This window comes from Pseudomonas sp. S1_G07 (genome assembly GCF_054668565.1).
Genome location: NZ_CP162778.1, coordinates 5,543,542 through 5,566,926, shown reverse-complemented (window position 1 = coordinate 5,566,926; position 23,385 = coordinate 5,543,542). Strand labels below are relative to the sequence as shown.

Annotated in this window: 22 protein-coding genes and 1 pseudogene; 4 read left to right on the top strand and 19 right to left on the bottom strand. The window is 56.8% G+C overall.

Annotation, left to right across the window (positions count from 1 at the left end):
- Window positions 1-391 precede the first annotated feature (391 nt).
- From AB4O05_RS25310 to AB4O05_RS25275, 8 genes are all read right to left on the bottom strand, one after another.
- Window positions 392-778, bottom strand: a complete 387-nt coding sequence (locus tag AB4O05_RS25310; RefSeq protein ID WP_460134706.1) for a tlde1 domain-containing protein — start codon at window positions 776-778, stop codon at window positions 392-394.
- Between the two features lie 9 nt (window positions 779-787).
- A complete protein-coding gene (locus tag AB4O05_RS25305; protein ID WP_460134707.1) occupies window positions 788-2,485 on the bottom strand; it encodes a hypothetical protein in 1,698 nt (565 codons plus the stop codon).
- A 1,732-nt stretch (window positions 2,486-4,217) separates the two neighbouring features.
- Window positions 4,218-5,450: a DUF4238 domain-containing protein gene (locus AB4O05_RS25300; RefSeq protein ID WP_460134708.1), complete on the bottom strand. Its 1,233-nt coding sequence runs from the start codon at window positions 5,448-5,450 to the stop codon at window positions 4,218-4,220.
- Window positions 5,451-5,847: 397 nt separating this feature from the next.
- A complete protein-coding gene (locus tag AB4O05_RS25295; protein WP_460134709.1) occupies window positions 5,848-6,117 on the bottom strand; it encodes a short-chain dehydrogenase in 270 nt (89 codons plus the stop codon).
- A gap of 506 nt (window positions 6,118-6,623) precedes the next feature.
- Window positions 6,624-7,664, bottom strand: a complete 1,041-nt coding sequence (locus tag AB4O05_RS25290) for a DMT family transporter (protein WP_460134710.1) — start codon at window positions 7,662-7,664, stop codon at window positions 6,624-6,626.
- A gap of 61 nt (window positions 7,665-7,725) precedes the next feature.
- A complete protein-coding gene (locus AB4O05_RS25285; protein ID WP_460134712.1) occupies window positions 7,726-8,061 on the bottom strand; it encodes a hypothetical protein in 336 nt (111 codons plus the stop codon).
- Between the two features lie 104 nt (window positions 8,062-8,165).
- Window positions 8,166-8,744, bottom strand: a complete 579-nt coding sequence (locus AB4O05_RS25280; protein ID WP_460134713.1) for a DUF4337 domain-containing protein — start codon at window positions 8,742-8,744, stop codon at window positions 8,166-8,168.
- Window positions 8,745-8,798: 54 nt separating this feature from the next.
- Window positions 8,799-9,683, bottom strand: a complete 885-nt coding sequence (locus AB4O05_RS25275) for a LysR family transcriptional regulator (protein ID WP_460134714.1) — start codon at window positions 9,681-9,683, stop codon at window positions 8,799-8,801.
- Between the two features lie 95 nt (window positions 9,684-9,778).
- Between AB4O05_RS25275 and AB4O05_RS25270 the strand changes: the two genes are divergently transcribed.
- Window positions 9,779-10,747, top strand: coding sequence for an NAD(P)H-binding protein (locus AB4O05_RS25270; protein ID WP_460134715.1), 969 nt, complete (start codon window positions 9,779-9,781; stop codon window positions 10,745-10,747).
- On the opposite strand, the gene AB4O05_RS25265 is transcribed toward AB4O05_RS25270, so the two are convergent.
- The gene (locus tag AB4O05_RS25265) at window positions 10,719-11,090 is read right to left on the bottom strand and encodes a DUF2784 domain-containing protein (protein ID WP_460134716.1); all 372 of its coding nucleotides are present in this window, start codon (window positions 11,088-11,090) and stop codon (window positions 10,719-10,721) included. The genes AB4O05_RS25270 and AB4O05_RS25265 overlap by 29 nt on opposite strands.
- A gap of 108 nt (window positions 11,091-11,198) precedes the next feature.
- Here AB4O05_RS25265 and AB4O05_RS25260 point away from each other — a divergent pair, with 108 nt between their 5' ends.
- Window positions 11,199-11,888, top strand: coding sequence for an HAD-IA family hydrolase (locus AB4O05_RS25260; RefSeq protein ID WP_460134718.1), 690 nt, complete (start codon window positions 11,199-11,201; stop codon window positions 11,886-11,888).
- A gap of 87 nt (window positions 11,889-11,975) precedes the next feature.
- Here the strand turns inward: AB4O05_RS25260 and AB4O05_RS25255 are convergent, their stop codons facing one another.
- On the bottom strand, window positions 11,976-12,722 hold the full coding sequence (locus AB4O05_RS25255; protein ID WP_460134719.1) for a 3-oxoacyl-ACP reductase family protein: 747 nt from the start codon (window positions 12,720-12,722) through the stop codon (window positions 11,976-11,978).
- A 126-nt stretch (window positions 12,723-12,848) separates the two neighbouring features.
- Between AB4O05_RS25255 and AB4O05_RS25250 the strand changes: the two genes are divergently transcribed.
- A complete protein-coding gene (locus AB4O05_RS25250) occupies window positions 12,849-13,772 on the top strand; it encodes a LysR family transcriptional regulator (protein ID WP_460134721.1) in 924 nt (307 codons plus the stop codon).
- Between the two features lie 16 nt (window positions 13,773-13,788).
- On the opposite strand, the gene AB4O05_RS25245 is transcribed toward AB4O05_RS25250, so the two are convergent.
- The 3 genes from AB4O05_RS25245 to AB4O05_RS25235 all read right to left on the bottom strand — a co-directional run bounded on the left by AB4O05_RS25245 (window position 13,789) and on the right by AB4O05_RS25235 (window position 17,139).
- Window positions 13,789-14,517, bottom strand: coding sequence for an aspartate/glutamate racemase family protein (locus AB4O05_RS25245; protein ID WP_460134722.1), 729 nt, complete (start codon window positions 14,515-14,517; stop codon window positions 13,789-13,791).
- Window positions 14,518-14,530: 13 nt separating this feature from the next.
- Window positions 14,531-16,060, bottom strand: a complete 1,530-nt coding sequence (locus tag AB4O05_RS25240) for an NCS1 family nucleobase:cation symporter-1 (RefSeq protein ID WP_460134724.1) — start codon at window positions 16,058-16,060, stop codon at window positions 14,531-14,533.
- 344 nt (window positions 16,061-16,404) lie between these two features.
- The gene (locus AB4O05_RS25235) at window positions 16,405-17,139 is read right to left on the bottom strand and encodes a phosphoadenylyl-sulfate reductase (protein WP_460134725.1); all 735 of its coding nucleotides are present in this window, start codon (window positions 17,137-17,139) and stop codon (window positions 16,405-16,407) included.
- A 150-nt stretch (window positions 17,140-17,289) separates the two neighbouring features.
- On the opposite strand from AB4O05_RS25235, the gene thrH reads away from it, so the two are divergent.
- On the top strand, window positions 17,290-17,907 hold the full coding sequence (thrH, locus tag AB4O05_RS25230; RefSeq protein ID WP_460134726.1) for a bifunctional phosphoserine phosphatase/homoserine phosphotransferase ThrH: 618 nt from the start codon (window positions 17,290-17,292) through the stop codon (window positions 17,905-17,907).
- Between the two features lie 64 nt (window positions 17,908-17,971).
- Here the strand turns inward: thrH and AB4O05_RS25225 are convergent, their stop codons facing one another.
- From AB4O05_RS25225 to rloA, 6 genes and pseudogenes are all read right to left on the bottom strand, one after another.
- Complete coding sequence (locus tag AB4O05_RS25225; RefSeq protein ID WP_460134727.1) at window positions 17,972-18,328, bottom strand: helix-turn-helix domain-containing protein; 357 nt, start codon at window positions 18,326-18,328, stop codon at window positions 17,972-17,974.
- Window positions 18,328-18,630, bottom strand: a complete 303-nt coding sequence (locus AB4O05_RS25220) for a type II toxin-antitoxin system HigB family toxin (RefSeq protein WP_460137747.1) — start codon at window positions 18,628-18,630, stop codon at window positions 18,328-18,330. The genes AB4O05_RS25225 and AB4O05_RS25220 overlap by 1 nt, the downstream gene beginning before the upstream one ends.
- Before the next feature lie 229 nt (window positions 18,631-18,859).
- Window positions 18,860-20,202, bottom strand: a pseudogene (gene pabB / locus AB4O05_RS25215) (aminodeoxychorismate synthase component I).
- Between the two features lie 102 nt (window positions 20,203-20,304).
- Window positions 20,305-21,291: an alpha-L-glutamate ligase-like protein gene (locus AB4O05_RS25210; RefSeq protein ID WP_460134729.1), complete on the bottom strand. Its 987-nt coding sequence runs from the start codon at window positions 21,289-21,291 to the stop codon at window positions 20,305-20,307.
- A complete protein-coding gene (gene rloB, locus AB4O05_RS25205; protein ID WP_460134730.1) occupies window positions 21,291-22,823 on the bottom strand; it encodes an osmotic stress tolerance membrane protein RloB in 1,533 nt (510 codons plus the stop codon). The genes AB4O05_RS25210 and rloB overlap by 1 nt, the downstream gene beginning before the upstream one ends.
- A gap of 5 nt (window positions 22,824-22,828) precedes the next feature.
- Window positions 22,829-23,362, bottom strand: coding sequence for a retropepsin-like aspartic peptidase RloA (rloA, locus tag AB4O05_RS25200; protein ID WP_460134731.1), 534 nt, complete (start codon window positions 23,360-23,362; stop codon window positions 22,829-22,831).
- Window positions 23,363-23,385 lie beyond the last annotated feature (23 nt).

The window sequence follows — 23,385 nt, the reverse complement described above, 5'->3', positions numbered from 1 at the left end:
AGATGGCATTTTGTCATCCAGCTGGGAAGTGGCTCAGTAGTCGCCCTGATCGGGTCGTACTCTTCAAATATTGGTCGGGCTTGCGATAGGTTTGCACCGCAATGGTGCGCGCGAGTCGCTTGTTGAGCATGTTCACCCGGCGCGCGCCGTCGTCCCCCCACCTCGCCTGCGGGCTAAATGTGTCACTTTTTCTGCACTCCCCGCAGTTGCTTCGGCGCGAGCCTAGCTGGGCTAGCTCTTGCATCTATGGGGGTAAAAAAACCTGCGATTCCCTGCAAGGGTGGGCTGTTTACCACATCAGATCCAAAAAAAGGAGAGGGCCTTTCGCTAGTAAAATAGTGCGCGGCTGAAAAATTACGTCAGTAAGCCCTCTATTGGAACAATAAATGCATTAAGCTATCGTGCGTGTCTTGCGAACCTCTAACATCCGATCAGCGCTTTCCCAAATTAACTTTCGATTGTTGGCTCCTGTAATAATTATACATCCCTCTGATGCCCAGCCTGGGAAAGTCAATGAGTCGCCATGAATCAAAAAATTCTTTCTGCCACACATGTTGTTACTTGGGGCTGGCTCTAAAATTATAGAGTATTCAGTGGGTGCTCCCTTAACTCCGGTCATCGAATACAGCCCAACTGGTATGGGGCCTAGATCTTGGAAACACTGGCTTTCTGGTTCGTTTTTATAGGGCTCGACGCCTGAGTATCCTTTGAAACGCGGTGTTGTGAGAGGATCGCGAGTATTATATAGTTCACCGGTGTCCTGAAAATAAATCCACATGTTGGAGCCTCAGTAGTAGTTATCAATATTTATTTTTTTTAATGCTCCGTTTTGAGCTTCAAACTCAACATCCATAAGGCGAACGATAAAAACCCTACCGACCTTGTCTCTTAGTTTCCATGATGCACTTAATTTAAATGTGCCAGTATGCTTTTGAAACCACTCGATCCACAGATCCTCGCCGGTGGGTGAAAAAGCGCCTTTAGGCTCTTCAATCCAAACATAGGCGCTAAGCCCGTCATATCGGAATTCGTCAAATTCCCGTGTGGTTCCGTCAGAATACTCAACAATCTCTGTTGCTGTAAGGAAAGGATAATGTGCCGTGAATTTATAAGTTATGGCCACTCCAGTTCCTAATTCAGGATTGAATGCTTTCGCTAGGTCCCCGCGTTTACCTCGCGGAGCTCGCAGCACAGCACGTATTTGTTCAGGTGTGAGTAAGGCCGACATATGTAGTGTTGGTGGTGTGTCTGCAGATTCTATTAGTGATGCAAAAGCATAAAGCAGGTTAAAATTACTTGGAAGATTGATATTCTGAATTGGTTGGTCGTTCTTTAGTGCTTCGTGGTTTTCTGCTAATGAGCGAGCGTAGCTTCTGATGTCTGGCTCTAGTTGTATTATTTCATTTAGAGTTTCTGGTGGGCTGATTTGTATCGTGTTTATTGCATGCGTGCCAGCCTTGACTGCTGGCAAAGTGTCTAGTGCTGTAATGGCTAGCCTGTATTCTCTTACATAATTTAGTAGTAATCGCTCATTAAAGTCTGTCCAAGGATCTATTTGATTCTCGTCTAAGCCAAACTGCAACATTGGGGCAACTTGATATTCCGTGGGGACCGCATTGCTAGAGTTGAATTGAGCCATGAATGAAGAAAGTGCCTGCTCAATATCTTTCACCGGATTCGCACTATCGCCAAGTGCAAGAATTGCTCCAACTAGTGTTGCGTGGTTAGAGCCGCCTGTAGACATAGCATCTACCTTTAATCGTGACTGCTTTGCTGCTCTCTTGAAAAGTAATTCAAATTTTGATCTCGCACTGCCAGAACCAAAGTCTCCCCAGTCGCCACCAGCAGAAAACTCATTTATGAAGTTAAGTTTAAGATCTGAGCTGACAGACTCCAGCGAAATTATTACGGACGCTGATGCACCTCGGCTTTCGATATTTACGTATCGCGAGCCAAAAACGCTTGAGAATTTTTTTGGATCTGTAAGTAACGCTTTTGCATCGTCTATAAGCGTGGCGCTTGCGCTTAGGCCAAATCGTCCATAGTTAATATGCATTTTTGCAACAACAACTATAGAGCTTGTCTTGATGCTGTAACTTGTTTTAAATGTCGAGCTTCCAGAAGCTTTTGCACCCAAATAAGACGCCTCCATCTTTGAATCCAAAGATAGTGCAGTATCTAATTGGTCTTCAGTTTGAACAAAAAACATTTTAAAGGAAGCGCTTGGAGCCCCATGGTCTAGTGGTACCTCCGTAAATTGTATTGCCGGTCGCATAGGGAGCAGCACGTTCCCCGGGTTAAATGACCGACCGAGTGCTAATGTGGATTGTGGATGATATTTGTATATAACTGGATCGCCCTGTATTAGGCTACCAGGCGTTAATGCGGGATTTATTACGCTTGATGGCCTCACTCCTGTGTCAGTATTTTTAATTAGTGACCTTTCTTCTAGCTGCTTTGACTCTGCAAAATTCTCTAGACTCATTTTTAGACTCCGAAAATAATCAGATGTTAAATTTTTGAGACACTTTACGGCTACTTCAGTGAAGAGTGTAGCTGTATTCTCGGTGTCGGCAGGTAAACAGCAGCGCTATTCCGTAAAGTCCTGTGATGCAGATTGATGACTAAGCCGTAAGTATGAAATTGAGAATGTAATATTACTAGGAGTCTACGTTTCTCTCTTGGCACGGCTCCTGGCGGTTCCACGCATCAGTTACTGATAGGGAGCCACCTTGAGGGAAGGGTGATAAATGCACTTAAAACAGAAGTTTTGGTTTAGACCGCTACCTGTATTAGGTATATGCAGTTTGCTAAAGCGAAAAATCGGTTGAGAAGAGTCGGATGGTGCAAAACTGGTACGAGACCAGTTTTTGATTGCTGTAAACCTTTGTTTTAAAGGATTTTATAATGTGTTGGTCCAATCCATTATCGGGGCAGCGGAGAAGCGGCGGGAGAGGGCTTGCGGTGGCGCTATGACTGAGGGCATTGGGATCAGGGACGGATAATGCGAAGGGTGGGCAGTTTATCAGGAATGGGTCAGAGGGGGCTGTGTCTTGATCGTGCGACGCGAAACCCAGTGTTAAATAAATCTGCCCCCTTTTTCCCTGCACCGAGGGAAGGCTTGTCCGAAAGGTCTGGAGGCGTTGCTGGGCAGGTAGGGGGGTATTTCAAAAAGAGTAATTTCAGTAACCACGTCTGGGTAATGGGCTGGAGGCCTTGTATTCCGTGGGGTTCGGTATTACAAAAAGGAGTAGCAGAGAAGTAATTGAAAAGGTAATTATTTGCCAAGCTATTGTTTTTAAAGGATTTTTGTAAGTGTGAGAATTACATTTATAAAGAGTAATCAGATTACTTCAATATTACTTAAAAATTACCTTTTGGCCGAAACGTAAAACCCTTTGATTTCAATGGTTTGAGCGTAAAAAGTGGTCAAGATTACTTATGTTACTCTTTTTTTGCCCCCCTCTAGATTTCGAATTCCATCCCCCTATACGTGTGACGCTCACGCGTACTGAGGTGCATGCTGATGCTCGTGGGAATGTCGTGGGAATGCTTTTGCGCAACTGGCACCGCTGGAGCCCTTGTATTCCGGGGCGTCGGCCGCGAGATTGAGGGTGCGGGTACTTTCGAATCTCTCCTTCACCGCCACATTCTACAAACACAAACCCCTGATTTTCCTAGAGAAAGTCGGGGGTTTGTGGTTTTTGGCGTCCAAAAAATAGCCCCATGGGACCACCATGGGACTGGCGCGTCTTTTTGGTGCGTTTTTTTCTCGCGAGACGGGTGCACTTCGTTCCGTTATGAACTTAGTGTTAGACCCACTACTCCTTAGAGAAGGGCGCAGATTCGTAAGCGTGTCTTCAATCGTTTGAGAACCAGGTAGGAAGTCATGTCTGTTGCCAAGAGCGATATTCATCCCGCGAGTAGCGTGTCGGCTCATTTCCTCGCTGGGATTGCTTGCTCACCCACCGCACTTGAAGCACGGAGGCGTGAGGCTTGCACCCATGACCTGATTTTTAAGCTTCACCTTGAAGAGACCATTTCAAAGCTCGATGCAGACAATCTACGAATCTTGTTCAGAGGAGCACTTGAGAGGCGCCTCCGGGAAATTTTGAGCGAATAAAGTTAAGGAATCATATAAATCGATATAACGCGCTCTATTGTGGAGTCTGTTCTTGATCGCCACATTATTTAAACGCTAACCCCTGACCTCGTTTTTAACGTTTTCTGTGTGTTCTCTCTAAACCCAGATGGTACGCATGATAGTCATCAGAGTCCTCTTCGTTTGAAATTCTATTCAATTCGAATGATCGACCGCGCCGTTTCGGGCCAAATCGTCTAGCGTATTCACCTTGAAAAGCTAAGAAGCTGTTCCAGTCTTTTCTATTATTGCTCTCACCGCTATAACCTTTCTGTCCAGGTCGTCTACCGTATTCATCCATTGTCTCTGATCGACCATTTTCATAACCAACCATCGTAGAGGTAGAATATGTTACGGATCGCGGGTCAGGCATTAATAAATAACTATCCCCTAGTTGTGGCCATAGAGAAGGTGTCACCTTTTTTTCAGGATATAGCCATTCCTTTTTTCGTGCCGCAACGTACCGCTCAGCTCGAATTTTTGTTATGTAGTTAATTTGGAGTACTTCTAACTCTGTGAGTTCTCTATGAGTTTGAATGCTCGTGAAGTTGAACATTGCCGTTCGAAATAGCTTTGGGTTTGGCCGCTCTTTCATAGGGTTTCCGTACGGACACCTGACCCAAGACAGGTTAGTTAGAATCAGGACGCGTTCTTCCGACAACGGAAAGTATGTGTGAGTGCCGTTCAGCCAAACCTCAGGATCACCTAACTTTTTCGCCAATGCAGATTGAGGGAAACAACCTTTGTTGTATACGGTAACGGGGTGATCTGACAGTATTAGTTTTGTATCCGTACTCTTGCAGTCAGCCAATTGCCAAACACATTCAGTCCATAACGCACAAAAATAACTCTGTAGTCTCTGTAGCATAAATAATAATTCATTTTTGTCACGTGACTGTGTTTTAGATGCCAAATACTTCAAACCCTTCGGAGTTCTGAGTTTTTGAGTGCTCATGTAAAGTAGTAGATTGTGAAAAGACTGAGGATCTACATCGGGATGCTGGAATTTAGAGAAGTACTCAACAGCTTTGTGCCCTTCAGTATCAATTTTCCCAAAAAACTTTTCTTCGATTTCTGTTGATTCGAAGTTGCCTAGTTTTGTTGTATAAAGATCTTCTGTTTTGAAACAGCTATCGGGGCCCCAGCGCATCATGTCCTTGCGCTTATATCGTGTGCCATTTGCTGTAGTAATTGTTTCGGGCTTTAAGTCAAGGTAATAAAATTTAGCCTCGCCGCCGTCTGCGGATAAAAACTTTTTCTGATACCACTCAGGAACGTAATGATTGTTACGATATTCTTTAGTTGCCACGATGCCCCCTTGAAAGCCTGCAGCATAGTAAGTTCTCCCTACTCACACTATAGACTTAGTTTTTACGCATCAAAAATTTTTCTTTTGCACCGTAAAGAGTGAATTTCTCAAAATGGCATTTTCGGACAGCAGCAACAAACACTATCCGGGGCAGCGTACGGAGAATTAAGGTTCGGCAGCTTGCGTTTGGCCGTTTGCAGGCCATCTTGGCAGCTAATCGGCAAGAAGACGTTCAAGTTGCCACGCACAAGAGTGTTGTGTAGCGTCGATATACCTATATCGCCACTTATGTAAAAAACTCCCCACGCTTTGACTAGATATTAAACAAAACCCCTGGGTTCGAAAGAAACCAGGGGTTTTGTCATTCTAGGTTCTGAATAAATATGTGAGGGTTAAATCAGGCACCCGCCGCATCCATCCGTCGCCCTATGACATCCAGTAAATCGCACCCGTCTCGCAGAGGAATTGAGCAGAGCAGTGCAAAATCGCTCAGAACAACCGCATCGCTGCTGATTTCACTGCGTAGTGCGAGATTCTCCAGGATTTGGGTGACGGCACGAAGGCGATACGTCGCAGCGTCAAGTAGTATCTCCAGGGGCGCAGTGGTATCGACAAAAAGAGCAGGAGTGGCGCTATCGTTGCTGGTGAGGGCCATATATTGATTCATCAGTGACTCCGTAAGACAAATATAAAAACAACGAAGCTTTTTCACGCTAAACCGTAAAAACGGCAATTGCCTGAAAATGATTTCGTCTACGTTCCGTCTTGATTTTCATCGAGTCGCCAAACCCGGCCGCTTGGAGCGACCGAACGACTATAGGTATGGCGATTTTGAAACGGGAGACACTTGCTTCTGAGCGACTTGTAGGACGTTGCCCAATCTAATTCGTGTGATCGTCAGGTTGGTAATTTGCATGGTCTGGAAATGCGACTGTGCCCGGGTCGTTTCTCTAAGAAAGGAGCTGTCCCATTATCAGGAAGCGCTGCATCTCGTCTGTATGACCCGTTCTCCGGGATTCGGCATTACTCAGCCAGGTTAACATCGGTGATTGGAGTCTTGATGTAACTGGGGGGATGAGAATGAGCTGCCGGCTACCATCCTTTATCGTTTGGCGCTGAAGTAGGTTTCCGAGCGGGCCTCTGTTGGTTTAAGAACACATCAGTGTCTATCCCTCAATGCCTATGCCGATGATGCACATCCGGAAAATGCGCATGGCTATGCCGCATCACGCCATGGGTATGTACATGGCTATGTGGCTTATCCGAGTCCCACTCAAAGTCATGTTCATGCTGATGGTGTTCGTCATGCACATGCCGATGCCCGTGTTGCGTTGCCTCATGCAGGTGTTCATGGGCGTGGCGCTCTGTCAGGTGCAGCCATACTCCCAACGCCATCAGCGCCGATGCGATCCAGAACGCTGCGGTCAACGACTCGCCCAACAACAGTATGGCAATCGCGGCCCCCAGGAAAGGTGCGGTGGAAAAGTAAGCTCCGGTCCGTGCGCTGCCCAGCCCGCGCAAGGCCAGTACGAACATCACCAGGCTGATGCCATAACCCAAAAAACCGACCAGCAGGATGGGCGCCAGTTGCGCTACGTCGGGAACCTGCGCGCCGAGATAAAGCGCCAGGCTGCAGTTCACCACCCCTGCAATCAACCCCTTGGCCCCGGCGATAAACAGCGCGTCAGACGCCGATACCTTGCGTGTCAGGTTGTTATCGATCCCCCAGCACAGGCAGGCGAGCGCGACCGCGAGGGGGCCGGTCCAGTCCTGGCGGGTGCTGCTGCCTTCGGGCCAGGACAGCGCGACGCCGCCCAGCACAATCGCGACCATTCCAAGGACGATACGGCGGTCGGCGTTTTCTCTGAACACCAGCCAGGCGATAACGGCCGTCAGCACCGATTCGAGGTTGAGCATCAGCGAGGCGGTCGCGCCTGCGGTGCGCGTCAGGCCGAACATCAGGGCGACGGGGCCAAGGATGCCGCCGAAGGCGATGGCGCCGAGCAGCCAGGGCCATTCCGAGGGGGTCAGCCCGGCCGGTTTCCAGCCGCGATCACGCAGCAGGCGTACGGCGGCAAGCCCGAGGCCACTGCCGAGGTAGAGCAGGCCGGCGAGCAGCACGGGCGAGAGGCCCAGGCCGAGGTGTTTGGCGAGTGGGGTGCTGGCGCCGAACAGGGCGGCGGCGGCGAGGGCGTAAACGATGCTGAGGTTCATGGGCCATCCTCGAGAGGTCGGCCCATGATACGTCGCGGGCGTTGATTAACGCCCGGCGATTTTACTGCGCGCTTTTCAGTTTGATCACATCACCGGAAATCTTGGTGGTGTAACCGCTCAATACCCACGCCCAGAACCAGTTTTCCTGTACCTGGGTGTTGATCAGCGCGTCGCCGCCTTTTGCCTTGATGGCCGCATCCTGGGCGCGCACGAAGCGGCTGTTCTGGCCGATCGGGATCACGCCGAAGAGCATGATGCCGGTGGCGCTGGCTTCACTGTGGCCCAACACGGTGTATTGGCTGCTGTCGTAGTGTGGGGATTTGATGGCGGTGCCGGTGCAACCTGCGAGGGCGAAACCGAGAACGGCGGCTGCAACTACTTTACTGACGTGCTTCACTTGAATAACTCCATGGACTGAACCCCGAGATTCAATTCTCGGGGGCTGCACTTTAAGCGGTCCTGTAACAGATTGAAATCAAACGTCCCTGTCCAGCCCCATGGCTAGAGATGCAACCACGCCAAACTGCCCAACACCACGGCAACCCCGCCCGCCGTATAGGCCATGCGTTTCAACCATTCCTTGCGCGTCAGCAAGGTAATTGCCGCCAGTGAAATAGCGATCTGAATCGCCGTCATTGCCTGGGCCCAGCGATGGTGCTGGTGCAGGGCCTGTTCCGACTTTTCGTCCCATTCCCGCGAGGTCGCCTCAAGCTTCTCGGCCTGTTTGCGCACCTCTTCCTTTTGATTTTTGTAGCGCTCGATCTCGTCCTTGTAATGCGCGGCATCCACCCCCGGAATATGCGTGGCCAGCTCCGCCAGGTTTTGCCGGCTGGATTTGGCCTGGTAGTAGTTCCACTGGTTAGCGGCTTCGGTCTTGGTGATGGCGGCGTTGTTCTTGTCCATCGCCGCCTCGCTCTCCGTGGAGCCGGCCTGGTAGCTGAGCATGGCGCCGAGGGTGGCCATCAGGGCCGTCATCACGGCGATGCGGCTGGCGAAATTGTCCCCGCGGCCGTGGGCATGTTCGGTGGTGTGTTCGATGTGTTTTTCGTGGGGGCTGGGGACTTCGAAGGCTTCGGACATGGCGGCGTCTGTGAACGGATTGAGGGAGTGTGATTCTTCACCAGTGAAGCTGTCTCAAGCCTGTACGTAACGCTGCAAACCTTCCACCAGGGCATCGAACATCACCCGGCAGCGCGGGCTGTCGCGCAGGTCTTCGTGCATGGTGACCCAGGTGTCCATCTTGAGCGCGAAGCTCTCGGGCAGCACTCGACGCAGGCGAGGGTCGCGCCTGGCCAGTTGCACCTGGCAGCCACCAATACCGGCACCGGCGCGGATCAGTGCCAGTTGCGCCAGGTCGCTGTCACTGCTCAGGGCGAATGCACTGCGTTCGAGGCCCTTGATCGCCAGGCTGCGGATAAAGGCATTTTCGTGGTCGAAGCCGATCACCGAATGGTTGGCCAGGTCCTGCATCTGCTGGGGGATGCCCTGTCGTTGCAGGTAATCGTCACGGGCATGCAAGCCCACTTCAATAAACCCCACGCGGCGTGCCAGCAGTTGCGCCTGGCTGGGGCGGACCATACGCACGGCGATGTCGGCTTCCAGTTGCAGCAGGTCGCTCAGGCGGTTAGTCAGGCTCAGCTCAACCTTGAGGTGGGGGTGTTCCTGGCGCAATTGGCTGAGGATCGGCGGCAGTACCTCCACGCCCACCACGTCACTGGCAGACACCCGTACCACGCCGTGCACGTCTTCACCTTGCGACGAGGCTGCGCGCTCGAGGGCGGCGGCGGTGCGCTCCATGGTCTCGGCGTGGGCACGCAGCGTGTGGGCCACCGCCGTCGGCAGCAGGCCGGTGGGTGAACGGGTGAACAGCACCACGCCCAGCGCCGTTTCCAGTGCGGCAATATGCCGACCGACCGTGGGCTGTGTGATGCCAAGCTGCCGTGCGGCCCCTGACAACGAGCCTTCCTTGAGGACAGCCAGGAAGGACCGGTAAAGCTCCCAACCGATGTTTGTGGCCATGCATAAATGTATAGCGGCTAAACGGTTTTGCGCAATTCCTGTATAGCTACGCCGCGAACAGAATGGCCACACATCATTACTCTGGAAAGCAGATCATGGGCAACGTGCTGGTATTGGGGGCAACCGGTGGCATCGGCGGCGAAGTGGCGCGGCAGCTGTGGGCGAGCGGTCGACAGGTGCGCGCATTGACCCGTGACGTGGCCAAGGCTCGCAGCCAGGAGGGGCGATTCGACTGGCTCCAGGGGGATGCGTTGAACCGCAATGACGTGCTCGCGGCGGCCAGCGGCTGCTCGGTGATCGTACACGGCGTCAATCCTCCCGGTTACCGGCACTGGGCCGAATGGGTGGTGCCGATGATCGACAACACCATCGCCGCCGCCATAGGCCAAGGCGCAACCATCGTGTTGCCCGGTACCGTCTACAACTTCGGGCCCGACGCCTTCCCCGTGTTGCACGAAGACTCACCGCAGCACGCGCATACCCGCAAGGGCAGGATTCGCGTGCAACTGGAGCAGCGACTGTTCGAAGCTTCGCGCCATGGCGCACGGGTGCTGATCGTGCGTGCCGGCGATTTTTTCGGCGCCGGGGCCGCCAGCAGTTGGTTTTCCCAATGCGTGGTCAAGCCGGGCCAGCCTGTCGCGAGGCTGCGCTACCCAGGCGCGCCAGGGGTGATGCACCAGTGGGCCTATCTGCCGGACGTGGCGCGAACGATCGTCGAGTTGCTTGAGCGGCAGGAAACCCTGAAGGCCTTCGCGTGTTTCCATATGGCCGGGCATTTGGACGCGGACGGCACGCAGATGATTCAGGCTATCCAACGAGTGGTTTTACGCAGGACGGGGCAGCAACCGGGCGTTGGTGCTTTTCCATGGTGGTTGCTGAACGTGGCGGCCCCTTTCGTGACGACTTTGCGAGAAATGCAGGAGATGCGCTACCTGTGGACAACCCCGTTGCGCATGGAAAACGCCCGCCTGCTCGAGACACTTGGCCACGAGCCCCATACACCGCTGGAACAGGCGGTAGAGGCCACATTGGACGCTATGGGCTGCCTGCCGGCCCGCGCCTGAGGATGTGCGTATACACCGCGATATTGGTCAACAGCACCACCGCCCCCAGCCCCCATTGAATATTCGGGGTCAGCCCGGCGGGATAAATCAGCGTGAGGATGTAGTGCTCGATAAACCCGCCGCCGTAGCCCTCTTGCCCGGCCAGTTGGCGAAACAGGTTTTCCCAGCGCGTCAGCGGGCAAGGCAGGTGGAACACTTCGACCGCCACGCCCCAGCTCGCGGCGGGCAGATGCAGCCACACCAGCGGCCGCCATTTCAGGGCGAGCAGGCCGCCGAACACGACAAACAGGATGAAGCCCAGGTGAAACAGCACCAGGCTGTCGGCGGCGAGACGGTAGAGCATTATGGGCACTTCGAAGGGGTGGGCAGCCAGTCTAAAGGGTTGCTTGCCGACAAGCGTGGCCGTTATTGTGCTGAATCCTTTTAGTCTTTCCTCCAGGGTTTTGTTGTGATGAATGCACCGCGTAGCGCAGTCGGTCCGATCAAGGCCGTGATTTTCGATATGGACGGCTTGTTGCTGGACACGGAAGGCATCTACACCGAAGTGACACGGATCATCGCTGAGCGCTACGGCCGCACCTACGATTGGGGCATCAAGCAGCACATCATCGGGCGCGGTGCCCAGGACCTGGCCGATTACGTGGTAAAGGCCCTCGACCTGCCGATCACGCCGGCACAGTTTCTGGAGATCCGCGAGCCGCTGATGAGCGAGCGCTTTCCCACGGCCCTGGGCATGCCTGGCGCCGAGGCGCTGGTGCGGCACTTGAAGGCGCACAACATTCCGATTGCCGTGGGCACCAGTTCGTCGCGCCATTCGTTTGGCCACAAGACCACATTGCACCGCGAGTGGTTCAGCCTGTTCGACACCATCGTCACCGCTGACGACCCGGAAGTCGGCGCCGCCAAGCCGGCCCCGGACATCTTCCTCACCGCCGCGCGCCGCCTGGGTGTTGCTGCCGAGGATTGCCTGGTGTTCGAAGATTCACCGTTCGGCGTCACCGCCGCGAAGGCCGCGCATATGACCGCCATCGCCGTGCCCGATGAAGCCATGGCCGACAGCAAGTACCACCATGCCGACCAGATCATCCGCAAACTCGCGGACTTCGACCTGGCCGCCTATGGCTTGCCGCCTTTTCCCTGACTAAACGCAACCCTACAGGTAGGCGCTGGCTTGCCTGCGATGGCGATTTTGAGGACGCTATCGCAGGCAAGCCAGCGCCTGCATGTATCAGGCGCTGAAGCCACCATCGATTGTGAGGCTGGCGCCGGTGATGTATCCGGCCTCAGGCCCCGCCAGATACGCCACAAAGCTGGCAATTTCCTCCACATGGCCATAACGGCCCACCGCCATTAACCCGATCAGGCTCTCGGCAAACTCACTGTTCGCCGGGTTCATGTCTGTGTCCACCGGCCCAGGCTGCACATTATTGATGGTGATGCCCCGAGGCCCCAGGTCTCGCGCCAGGCCCTTGGTCAGGCCCACCAGCGCCGCCTTGCTCATTGCATACGGCCCGCCACCGCCAAATGGCATGCGCTCGGCATTGGTGCTGCCGATGTTGATCACGCGGCCGCCTTCACCCATATGCCTGGCCGCTTCCTGGGTGGCGATGAATACGCTGCGCACATTGATCGCCAGGGTCTGGTCGAAGTCTTCCAGCTTGAAGTCTTCCAGCGGGGCGATGGCCAGCACGCCGGCGTTGTTTACCAGGATATCCAGGCGCCCAAAGGCTTCGACGGTGGCGTTGACTGCGTTGCGAATCGCCGTGGCGTCGGCGCTGTCGGCCTGGATCGCCAGGGCCTTGCCGCCTTCACTGATCACGCTGTTCTGCAATGCTTGCGCCTTGGCCGCCGAGCTGACGTAGGTAAAGGCGACGGCGGCGCCTTGTGCGGCGAGGCGTTTGACGATGGCGGCGCCGATGCCGCGAGAACCGCCTTGAATCAAGGCGACTTTGCCGCTGAGGGTGTGTGTGGTCATGTCGATCTCCTGGCTGTTCAAGGCGGGATGCCTTGTTGTTGGAGCCGAGTATCGACCTCGCCGGTGCACCCCGGTAGACCGCGATTGCTATAGTCTGTGTAAACCAAAAGTTTAGAGTGGCGCGATATGGAAAGCTTTGGCGGTATCGAATGCTTTGTGCGCAGTGCTGAAGGCGGCAGCTTTGCCGAAGCCGCCCGGCACCTGAGCCTGACCCCGGCGGCGGTGGGCAAGAGCGTCGCCAAGCTGGAAGTGCGCCTCGGGGTGCGGCTGTTCCAGCGCAGCACCCGGCGCCTGACACTCACCGAAGCTGGCAAGCTGTTCCTTGAAGAAGTCAGTGGCAGCCTGATCACCATCCAGAACGCCGTGGCTAACCTGGCCAGCGCCGAAGGGCGGCCGGTGGGCACGCTCAAGGTCAGCATGGGCACGGTGTTCGGCAACCGCTATGTGGTGCCGCTGCTGGGGGCGTTTATACAACGTTTCCCGGATATCAGCCCGGACTGGCATTTTGATAACCGTCAGGTCGACCTGATTGGCCAAGGCTTCGATGCGGCCATCGGCGGTGGTTTTGAGCTGCCCCAAGGCGTGGTGGCACGCAAGCTGGCTCCGGCACACCGGGTGCTGGTGGCTTGCCCGGGCTACCTGGCACAGCGCCCGCCGGTGCTGGCGCCTGAGGACCTGGCGCACTGCACGGGGATCCTGATCCGCTCGCCGCAAACCGGGCGCGTACGCTCCTGGCAACTGACCAGTCGGGAGCGTGAGCACCGTCCGCTGGTGCTTAAGCCCGGCATGACCATGAGCGACTCCGAAGCCGCCTGTTGCGCCAGCGCCCAAGGTCTGGGGATTGCCCTGGTGAGCATGCCCATGGCCGTGCCGTTTCTCGACAGTGGCGCGGTAGTGCGGGTATTGCCCGACTGGTATGTCGACGACGGCAATATTTCCATCTACTACGCCGAGCACAAACTGCTGCCCGGCAAGACCCGGGCGTTTGTGGACTTCATCATTGAGCAGTTTGCCGCGGCAGGGCTGGGGCAGCGGTTCAGCGCGATTTGATTGCAGGCGCCTCGGCTCAGCGGCCGAACTTGCCGGGCCAGCCTATGACCTGCTTCGGTCTTGGCGTCGCATAGGTGCGAATCTTCGATGTCGACAACCCCAGCCGCACCAACGCTTCGGCAATGGTCACCGCCGCTGTCACCCCATCCACCACCGGTACGCCGGTGCGCTGGCGAATCTGCTCATCCAGCCCGGCCATGCCGCCACAACCCAGGCAGATCACCTCGGCCTTGTCTTCGCGGATAGCCAGTTCGGCCTGGTGCACGATGGCTTCCATGGCGGCCATCGGATGCTCCTCCAGCTCCAGCACCGCCATGCCGCTGGCCCGCACCGAGGCGCAGCGCTGGTAAAGGCCGGCGAGTTTCAGGCGGTCCTCGATCAGCGGCACGGTGCGGTCCAGGGTGGTCACCACCGAATAGGCATGGCCCAGGAACATCGCGGTGCTGGCGGCGGCTTCGGTGATGTCCACCACTGGCACGTTCAACAACTCCTGCAAGCCTTCGCGGCCGTGTTCACCGTAACCGGCCTGGATCACCGCGTCGAACGGCTGGTCGTAGGCCATCACGCGGTCCATCACCGCAATAGCGGCCAGGTAGCTTTCAAAATTGCCCTCCACCGATTCCGCGCCAAAATACGGAGTGAGTCCGACAATTTCGGTGCCCGGCGAGGCCACGGCCCGTGCCTGCTGGGCGATGGTTTCAGTGATGGATTCGGTGGTGTTGACGTTGACCACGAGGATACGCATGGAGTGTCCTTGATTAATGACTGACGTTATCGACTGCAATGCATTCGCCGCTGACATCGGCATAGAACGGCTGGCGCTGGGCGATCAGCCCGTACAGCAGCCCTGCAATACCGGCGCCAAACAGCCAGGAAAACGGTGAGACGCTGGCAAACCCTGGCAACAGCGCGAGCAGGATGGCGATCACGGCCGCCGGAATGAACGCCGCGACCGCGCGCAAATTGACCCCACGGCTGTAGTAATACGCGCCGTTCGGGTCTTCGCTGTACAACTGCGGCACATCCACCTGGCTTTTACGGATCAGCCAGTAATCGACCATGATCACCCCGTACAACGGCCCCAGCAGCGCACCCAGGCCGGAGAGGAAGTACACGATCACCAGCGGGCTGTTGTAGAGGTTCCAGGGCAGGATCAGCAGCGCCACGGTGGCGCTGATCAACCCGGCGCGGCGGAAGTTCAGGTACCTGGGCGCCAGGTTGCTCAGCACAAAGGCCGGCGCGACGAAGTTGGCCATGATGTTCACCGCCACCGTCACGATCAGGAACGCCAGGCAACCCAGCACCAGGAAGAACGTATTGGGGATGGCGGCGATGATTTCGGTGGGGCTTTCGATCACCCGGCCGTTGAGCTGGAATTGCCCGCCGCACAGCAGCACGGTGATCGCGGCGAATACCAGGATATTGACCGGCAAGCCCCAGAAGTTGCCGACCTGAATGGTCCTGCGGCACGGCGAGGAGCGCGCGAAGTCGCAGAAGTTGAGGATCAGCGTGCCGTAGATCGCCAGCCACAGCGCGCCGCCGGCAAAGATATTGCGCCACATCTCGCCGCCGCTCAGGGGTTCGCGGACCGACCAGGCAATGTTGCCGCCCACCTGGAAGTACATCCAGGCGGCCAGCGCGGCCATGGTCAGCAGGATCACGGGGCCGGCGAAGCCTTCATAGCGCCTCACCATTTCCATGCCGTAGGCCAGGATGACCAATTGTACGAACCAGATCGCCACAAAACAGATCCAGCCCAGGGTGGATAACCCCAGGATCGAGTTGTGGTCATAGTCGGCAAATCCTGGGTGAATCGCCGTCAGCAGCACGCGCAAAACCACCGAGGCCAGGTAGGTCTGGATACCAAACCAGGCAATCGCAATCACCGCGCGGATCAGCGCCGGAATCTGCGCCCCATGGATGCCGAAACTGATGCGGCTGATCACCGGAAACGGCACCCCGGTCTTCTGCCCCATATACCCCGACAGGTTCATGAAGAAATACACCAGCGCCGCACCGATCCCCAGTGATAACAGGATCTGCCAACCGCCCAGGCCCAAGGCATATAAGCCAATGGCGAACGAGTAGTTGGCGATGTTGTGCACGTCGTTGGTCCACAGCGCAAAGATGCTGTAACGCCCCCAGCGCCGGCCCTGTGCTTTGGTGGGCGCCAGGTCCTTGTTGTGCAGGCGTGGGCTGAGCACCAGCGGGCCTGGGCTGGCGGCGTCGGGGCTCAAGGTCGAGGAGGGCAGATCCAGTGCGATGTTATTCGAGAGGCTTGTACGCATTCCGGCAGGCTCCAGTCCATCTGTAGCAAAGCGGCGGGTGGGGAAAGTGTATGTATATTTTAGATTTATTGTATACAAATAGCTTTTCACCTTAAGCCACATGCGTGCCAGTTTTCGATCTATGAAAACCCTAGGTAATTTCGTTTTTATAAGTGGGGAGAATAACTGGCTGAATTTAAAGCACTATAAATTGACCGTTCGAACAGTTATTTATTTTGTTCAGCGAGTAGGAAGAAAAACGACGGGGATTGTGCGGCGAGGGGAAATGTAACGTTTCGGTGCGTCGGTTAAGTAGTGCACACAAGAATGGCACTAATAGTGACATTCTTGTGTACAGGTCAGGCTTACGCTTTGCTGATGATATTCCCGGCGTGCAGTCCGCATTCCTTCTGCGTGGCTTCTTCCCACCACCAGCGGCCTTCGCGTTCGTGCTGGTTGGGCAGCACGGGGCGGGTGCAGGGCTCGCAGCCGATGCTGATAAAGCCTCGCTCGTGCAGGCTGTTGTAGGGCAGCTCCAGCATACGGATGTAGGCCCAGATATCCTCGCTGGTCATTTGCGCCAGCGGGTTGAACTTGTACAGGGTGCGTTCCGGGGTGGAGAAGGCGGTGTCGATCTCCAGCACCGCCACCTGGCTGCGGGTGCCGGGGCTCTGGTCGCGGCGCTGGCCGGTGGCCCAGGCATTCACGCCGCCGAGTTTGCGTCGCAGCGGTTCGATCTTGCGTATGCCGCAGCATTCGCCATGGCCGTCCTTGTAGAAGCTGAACAGGCCCTTCTCTTTAACCAAGGGTTCGAGCTTGCTTTGGTCCGGCGAGATCAGTTCAATGTCGATTTTGTAGAAGTCGCGCACCTGCTCGATAAACCGGTAGGTCTCCGGGTGCAGGCGGCCGGTGTCGAGGCTGAACACCTTGACGTTCTTGTTCAGTTTCCAGGCCATGTCCACCAGCACCACGTCCTCGGCACCGCTGAAGGAGATCCACAGGTCATCGCCGAACTGGCTGAACGCCAGCTTGAGAATGTCCTGGGCGGATTTGTTGGCATAGGTGGTGGCGAGTTCCGCGACATCGAAGGCTTGGTTCATCAGGACGGTTCCTACAGGTCAGTGGCGCTGAGCGCTCTATAGGGGAGCGATGGTATCAAATCCGCTCTGCGTTGCGGCGGCGAGCTTGAATCGCTAGAGTTCGGCAGTCCTTTTGCTCGCTCAACCAATAACATCCAATAGGAGTGTCTTGTGGAAATTGCCTGTCTTGACCTGGAAGGGGTACTGGTTCCGGAAATCTGGATCGCCTTCGCCGAAAAAACCGGTATTGAATCCCTGCGGGCCACCACGCGTGACATTCCCGACTACGACGTGCTGATGAAGCAGCGCCTGCGCATCCTCGACGAGCACGGCCTCAAGCTTGCCGACATCCAGGAGGTGATCGCCACCCTCAAGCCGCTGGACGGTGCCGTCGAGTTCGTCAACTGGCTGCGCGAGCGTTTCCAGGTGGTGATTTTGTCCGATACCTTCTACGAGTTCTCCCAGCCGCTGATGCGCCAACTGGGCTTCCCGACCTTGCTCTGCCACCGCCTGATCACCGACGACACCGGCCGCGTGGTCAGCTACCAACTGCGCCAGAAAGACCCCAAGCGCCAGTCGGTGCTGTCGTTCAAGAGCCTGTACTACCGCGTCATCGCCGCCGGCGATTCCTACAACGACACCACCATGCTGGGCGAAGCCGACCGTGGGATCCTGTTCCATGCGCCGGAGAATGTGATCCGCGAGTTCCCGCAATTTCCGGCGGTGCATACGTTTGAGGACTTGAAGCAGGAGTTCATCAAGGCGTCGAATCGGCCGTTGAGCCTTTAAGTAATGCGTTGAAACTGATGGACCCTTCGCGGGCTTGCTCGCGAAGAGGCCTTTTCAGCCACCACTAGTCCCCTGCCAGCAACCGCTCATAAGGAATACTCAAGCCTTCATGCAGACGCTTGATCATGGCCAGGCTCAGCTTGCGTTTGTGGTTCAGCACTTCTGACACCCGACCGCTGGTACCGATAAAGGGCTCCAGGTCGCGGGCAGTCATGCCCAGTTGTTCCATGCGAAATTTAATCGCTTCCACCGGGTCCGACGCAGGCATTGGATAATGCTCAGCCTCGTACTTTTCGATGAGTACGGAGAGAATTTCCAGCTCGTCGCCTTCGGTCGAACCGACAGGCGCTCCCCATAGCTGCTCCACGCGCGCGAGCGCGGTGGTCAGATCTTGCTGGGAATGTATAGGTTTGATGTCCATCACACGGTCTCCGCGTTGATCTGGTCGTACTGCGCGTGGGTTCCCACGAAGCGTATGAACCCAAGTTGTCGCTGGTAATCGATCGCCATGATCACTCGATACTTGTTGCCGCCCACGTTAAAAACCACCCTGCCACCTTTGAGAATGCTCGCTGTCCTGAGCTCCGCTTTGAGCGCTTGTGGCGTGGGATAATTGGTCTTCTCCAGATGTCGATACAGTTCGATCAACGGCGTTTTCGAGTCGATATAAGCCGGGTGGCTGTCCCAGAATATCCGTAAGGTCGAGAGAGCGATTATCCGCATCGCTGGATTCTCCCAATTTGGGAGATTATGGGTGCGGTCGATGGGATGTGCAATCCCGGAAATGATTTCTGAGGAGCAGGCAGTCGCTTCATGTGATCCTTCACAGGTTGCGGGTGGACGGTCGGAGTTGGACGCTATCCTCCAGTTCATACCTCGTCCACAGCGTTTCTGATTCAGGCTTCTTCTGCTGCTGGGTGTTGCGCCCAAGCGTCATGGAAGGGCCTGTGCGCTACAGATTTTCCAACGTGTGCAACAACACCCGCACCTTGGTCAGCGACTCCTGATACTCCGATTCCCACTGCGAATCCGCCACGATCCCGCCGCCGCCCCAGCAGCAAACTTGCCCATCCTTGACCAGCAAACTGCGGATGGCGATGGAGCTGTCCATTTCGCCGCGCACGTCCAGGTACACCAGCGAACCGCAATACAAGCCGCGCCGCGTCGGTTCCAGCTCGTCGATGATCTGCATCGCGCGAATCTTCGGCGCGCCGGTGATGGAGCCGCCGGGGAAGCTGCCCGCGAGCAGGTCGAGGGCGTCTTTGTCGGCGGCCAACTCGCCGATAACGCTGCTGACCAGATGGTGCACGTTGGGGTAGCTTTCCAGGCTGAACAGCTCCGGCACGCTCACCGAGCCGGTGCGGCAGGTGCGGCCCAGGTCGTTGCGCAGCAGGTCGACGATCATCAGGTTTTCGGCGCGATCCTTGGGGCTGGCCAGCAATTGGGCGGCATTCGCGGCGTCCTCTGCGGGCGTGAGGCCGCGGGGGCGGGTGCCTTTGATCGGGCGGGTCTCAACGTGGCGCTCGCTGACCCTGACGAAACGCTCCGGTGACAGGCTCAGCACCGCGCCGTCATCCGGCAGGCTCTGGAACCCTGAAAACGGTGTCGGGCAAGCGTCGCGCAAGGCGCAATAGGCCACCCACGGATCGCCGAGGCACGGCGCGCGAAAGCGCTGGGCGAAGTTGACCTGGTAGCAGTCACCGGCCTGGATGTAGTCCTGGATGCGCGCGATGGCCTGGCGGTAAGCCTCGGTGCTGAGGTCCGGGGCCATTGGGCCCAGCAGCTGGAAGGTTGCCGATGTGTCGACAACGGCCTGGCTGAACAACACGATCAAGCGTTGCCGCTTGCTATCGGCCAGCGCGGGATGAAAGACCAACTGGCTGGTCTGCGCCTGGTGATCACTGATCAGTGCCCAGGCATACAGGCCAAAGCGCGCATCCGGCAGGTGCAGGTCATCTACCGCCAGGTGCGGCATGTGTTCCAGGTGTCGGCCAAAGTCATAACTGAGGTAGCCGATCAAACCGCCGGCAAAGGGCAACTCAACCCCAGGGGGAGGGCCGCTTCGCCCAGGCGGATAAGGTTTTGCCGTAGCCGCTGCAGGAAATCACCGCCGCTTTCGTCAGGCTCGACTGTCAGCGTCGCGTCCGGCCAGGCGCTGAGCAGGTCATAACGACCGCGTTCGGCCGCCGGGCGGCCGCTGTCGAGCAACACGGCGCCGGGGGCGTGGCGGATCGCCGCAAAATACTCGGCGGGGTTGGCCCGGTAGGGCAGCGGGTGTACGGAGCAGGTCGACATGAGGGGCCTTGGCGGCAGCGGCAAGCTTCAAGCTTTCAGCTGCAAGTTAAAACACGGTTGCACATTCTTGCAGCTTACAGCTTACAACTCGTAGCTGTTTTTCTAGCCTTCCACCGGCGGAATATGCCCGAACATTTCCTGCACGAACTTCACCCGCTCTTCCACGGTTTCCGTTACGCCCGCGGCTTTCAGTTCTTCAAGCCGAGCCTCCACCGCGTGGGTGCGCAGGGTCAGGCCGCAGTCATTGGCGATCTGGATATTCAGCCCTGGCCGTGCGTTCAGCTCCAGGATCAGCGGGCCTTTTTCCTGGTCCAGCACCATGTCCACCCCGATATACCCCAGCCCGCACAGCTCATAGCAGCCGGCGGCGAGTTTCATGAACCCGTCCCAGTTGGGCAATTGCACACCGTCCACTGCGTTGGTGGTGTCGGGGTGCTTGGTAATGATGTTGTTCAACCAGGTGCCACGCAGGGTCAGGCCGGTGGCCAGGTCGACGCCCACGCCAATCGCGCCCTGGTGCAGGTTGGCCTTGCCGCCGGACTGGCGGGTGGGCAAGCGCAGCATGGCCATGACCGGGTAGCCCATCAGCACGATGATGCGGATATCCGGTACGCCTTCGTAGCTGATGCTTTTGAAGATCTGGTCGGGCACCACGCGGTATTCGATCAGCGCACGGTCGCGGTGGCCGCCCAGGGAGTACAGGCCGGTGAGGATGCTGGAGATCTGGTGTTCGATTTCTTCATGACTGATGATCTTGCCGGACACCGTGCGGTAGCGCCCTTCAAAGCGGTCGGCCACGACAAGGATGCCGTCACCGCCAGCGCCCTGGGCCGGCTTGATCACAAAGTCGCTGCGCCCACCGATTATTTCGTCGAGCTTGTCGATTTCCTTCTCGGTGGAGATCACCCCGTACATTTGCGGCACATGGATGCCGGCGGCGATGGCCCGCTCCTTGGTGATGATTTTGTCATCCACGATCGGGTACAGGCTGCGCTTGTTGTACTTGAGCACGTAGTCGGCGTTACGCCGGTTAATGCCCATGATCCCCCGCGCTTCCAGGGCCTTCCAGGTCTTCCAGAAGCCGAACATTACGAGTCAGCCTTGAGGAAGGCCTTGAAGCGCACCAGTTCGGTCAGGCGGTAGCCGCGATAACGCCCCATGGCCAGCATGAAACCCACCAGGATCAGCAGGATTGCCGGGAAGGTGAACACGAAGTAGATCAACTCCGGCACGCTCATGATGATGTGCGCCAGGGACGCGGCGAACAGCGTACCAATCGCCACCTTCATGGCATGGCCACCGCCGCGCTCTTCCCAGGTGATCGACAGGCGTTCGATGGTCATGGTCAGGATCACCATCGGGAACAGCGCCACCGACAGGCCGCGCTCAAGGCCAAGTTTATGGCTGAACAGGCTGATGGCGGCGATCAGCACCACGACAAACGTCAGCACCACCGACAACCTCGGCAGCATCTGCAGTTTCAAGTGTTCAAGGTATGACCTGAGGGACAACCCGAGTGCAGTGATCACCGTAAACAGCACAATCCCGAAGCCCAGCTGCGTCTCGCGGAATGCCAGGGCGATCAGCACCGGGGTAAAGGTGCCCAGGGTCTGCAGGCCGATCAGGTTGCGCAGGATCAGGATCACCAGCACGCCAATCGGGATCATCACCATGATCATGAAGGTCTGCTGGGTTTGCAGCGGCAGGCCGTACAGCGAGTATTCGAGGAAGTTGGCGTCGGTGTTCTCGTCGGTCAGCTTGGCCAGGCGAATCGCGTTCATTTCGCTGTTGTTCAGGCTGAAGGTGACCACGGCTTTCTTGCCGCCATCGACGGTGATCAGGTTTTCATCGCCGGTCCACCACAGCAGGCGGTCAGCCGGCAGGCCCTGTTCACCGGTTTCCGGGTTGAAGTACAGCCAGTCGTTGCCATTGAAACTGCGCAGCCACAGCTCCGGGCTTTGCGGCTGGTCGGCGACCAGGCGGATGGTATGGACCTTTTCCACCGGCACGTGGGCGATGGACAGCAGCAACTCGACGATCTTGGCCTTGTGCGGCGTGGACGGGTCGCCCGCCAGCAGCAGCTTCACATTGTCGTCATTGAGGTTGTTGGTGCGCTTGATCGCTTCGGTAATGAAGGTCTCGACGTCGGCCGAATGCTGGCGAATCGGCGCCAGCAGGGCTTCGGCGGCGATTTTTTCCGGGCCTTCCACGGCGATGCTGTCGCGGAAGGTGGGGCCCTTGATCTTGGTTTTTTCACCGCTGTAGCGCTTGGTCAGCACCAGGCGGTAATACAGGGTCTGGTTGCCCTTGGCCCGGCGCGCCGACCAGGTGACCTTGCGGTTACCATCGATGCGGTTGACGCTGACCCCGTAGTTATTCGAGATAAAACTCTCATTGAGGCTGACAAAGTCGCGGCTCAAGGGCGGGACGAACATCTGGATCTTCACCGGGTCCTTCGGGTTGGCGATGAACTCGACCTTGGCGTCGATGTTCCACAAGTCGTCGGTGGCATCCTCGGTGACGGGGATGCCGAGCACGAAGATCTGATAGGCGGTGACCGAAATACCCAGCACCACCAGGATGGCGATCAGGATTCTCAGGTGCAGGGTTAGAGCGCGCATTCGGTTTACTCGGCGGTATGAGCGTCGGCGGCGCAGGCGGGCTTGCCTGCTGCGTATTTAAGACTGGGGTCGACCAGCGCATCAAAGCGTTTCAGCGCTTCGGAGCCGATCAGCAGCGGGTATTGGAAAGCGCTGCGGTCAGTCAAGTTCACTTCGATGCTGCGTAAAGCGGTGCCCATGCAGATATCCAGGGCAATCACCGGACGGGCGGTGTAGTTCTTGTCCTCATCGGGGTCGTAGTCACCGGCGCGGCGCTTGATCTTGCTGACGCGGGCCAGGGGGCGTTCGATGGGGTGGGAATGGGCGGTATCGATGGCCAGGTAGAAGCGTACCCAGGATTCGCCGTTGCGCTTGAAGCGCTTGATATCACGGGCGCTGAGGGAGGCGGTCTTGGCACCGGTGTCCAGCTTGGCGGCGACCTCCAGGTCGATGCCGGCCAATTGCGCATATTCGTTGAGGCCATACACAGTCTTCTCGGCGGCAACGCCAAGGCTCGGCAGGCACAGTAGGCAAAACAGGGGGAAGGGCTTAAGTCTCATAGATCCCGAGGCGGTGCCGTGCG

Coding starts and splice junctions, on each gene's coding strand:
- AB4O05_RS25305 (WP_460134707.1), bottom strand. CDS start 2,485: ATGAGTCTAGAGAATTTTGCAGAGTCAAAGCAGCTAGAAGAAAGGTCA.
- AB4O05_RS25210 (WP_460134729.1), bottom strand. CDS start 21,291: ATGTTCGGCTTCTGGAAGACCTGGAAGGCCCTGGAAGCGCGGGGGATC.
- AB4O05_RS25235 (WP_460134725.1), bottom strand. CDS start 17,139: ATGAACCAAGCCTTCGATGTCGCGGAACTCGCCACCACCTATGCCAAC.
- AB4O05_RS25255 (WP_460134719.1), bottom strand. CDS start 12,722: ATGACCACACACACCCTCAGCGGCAAAGTCGCCTTGATTCAAGGCGGT.
- AB4O05_RS25275 (WP_460134714.1), bottom strand. CDS start 9,683: ATGGCCACAAACATCGGTTGGGAGCTTTACCGGTCCTTCCTGGCTGTC.
- rloA (WP_460134731.1), bottom strand. CDS start 23,362: ATGAGACTTAAGCCCTTCCCCCTGTTTTGCCTACTGTGCCTGCCGAGC.
- AB4O05_RS25225 (WP_460134727.1), bottom strand. CDS start 18,328: ATGGACATCAAACCTATACATTCCCAGCAAGATCTGACCACCGCGCTC.
- AB4O05_RS25220 (WP_460137747.1), bottom strand. CDS start 18,630: ATGCGGATAATCGCTCTCTCGACCTTACGGATATTCTGGGACAGCCAC.
- AB4O05_RS25250 (WP_460134721.1), top strand. CDS start 12,849: ATGGAAAGCTTTGGCGGTATCGAATGCTTTGTGCGCAGTGCTGAAGGC.
- AB4O05_RS25265 (WP_460134716.1), bottom strand. CDS start 11,090: ATGCTCTACCGTCTCGCCGCCGACAGCCTGGTGCTGTTTCACCTGGGC.
- AB4O05_RS25245 (WP_460134722.1), bottom strand. CDS start 14,517: ATGCGTATCCTCGTGGTCAACGTCAACACCACCGAATCCATCACTGAA.
- AB4O05_RS25240 (WP_460134724.1), bottom strand. CDS start 16,060: ATGCGTACAAGCCTCTCGAATAACATCGCACTGGATCTGCCCTCCTCG.
- AB4O05_RS25280 (WP_460134713.1), bottom strand. CDS start 8,744: ATGTCCGAAGCCTTCGAAGTCCCCAGCCCCCACGAAAAACACATCGAA.
- AB4O05_RS25290 (WP_460134710.1), bottom strand. CDS start 7,664: ATGAACCTCAGCATCGTTTACGCCCTCGCCGCCGCCGCCCTGTTCGGC.
- rloB (WP_460134730.1), bottom strand. CDS start 22,823: ATGCGCGCTCTAACCCTGCACCTGAGAATCCTGATCGCCATCCTGGTG.
- AB4O05_RS25310 (WP_460134706.1), bottom strand. CDS start 778: ATGTGGATTTATTTTCAGGACACCGGTGAACTATATAATACTCGCGAT.
- AB4O05_RS25295 (WP_460134709.1), bottom strand. CDS start 6,117: ATGAATCAATATATGGCCCTCACCAGCAACGATAGCGCCACTCCTGCT.
- AB4O05_RS25270 (WP_460134715.1), top strand. CDS start 9,779: ATGGGCAACGTGCTGGTATTGGGGGCAACCGGTGGCATCGGCGGCGAA.
- AB4O05_RS25260 (WP_460134718.1), top strand. CDS start 11,199: ATGAATGCACCGCGTAGCGCAGTCGGTCCGATCAAGGCCGTGATTTTC.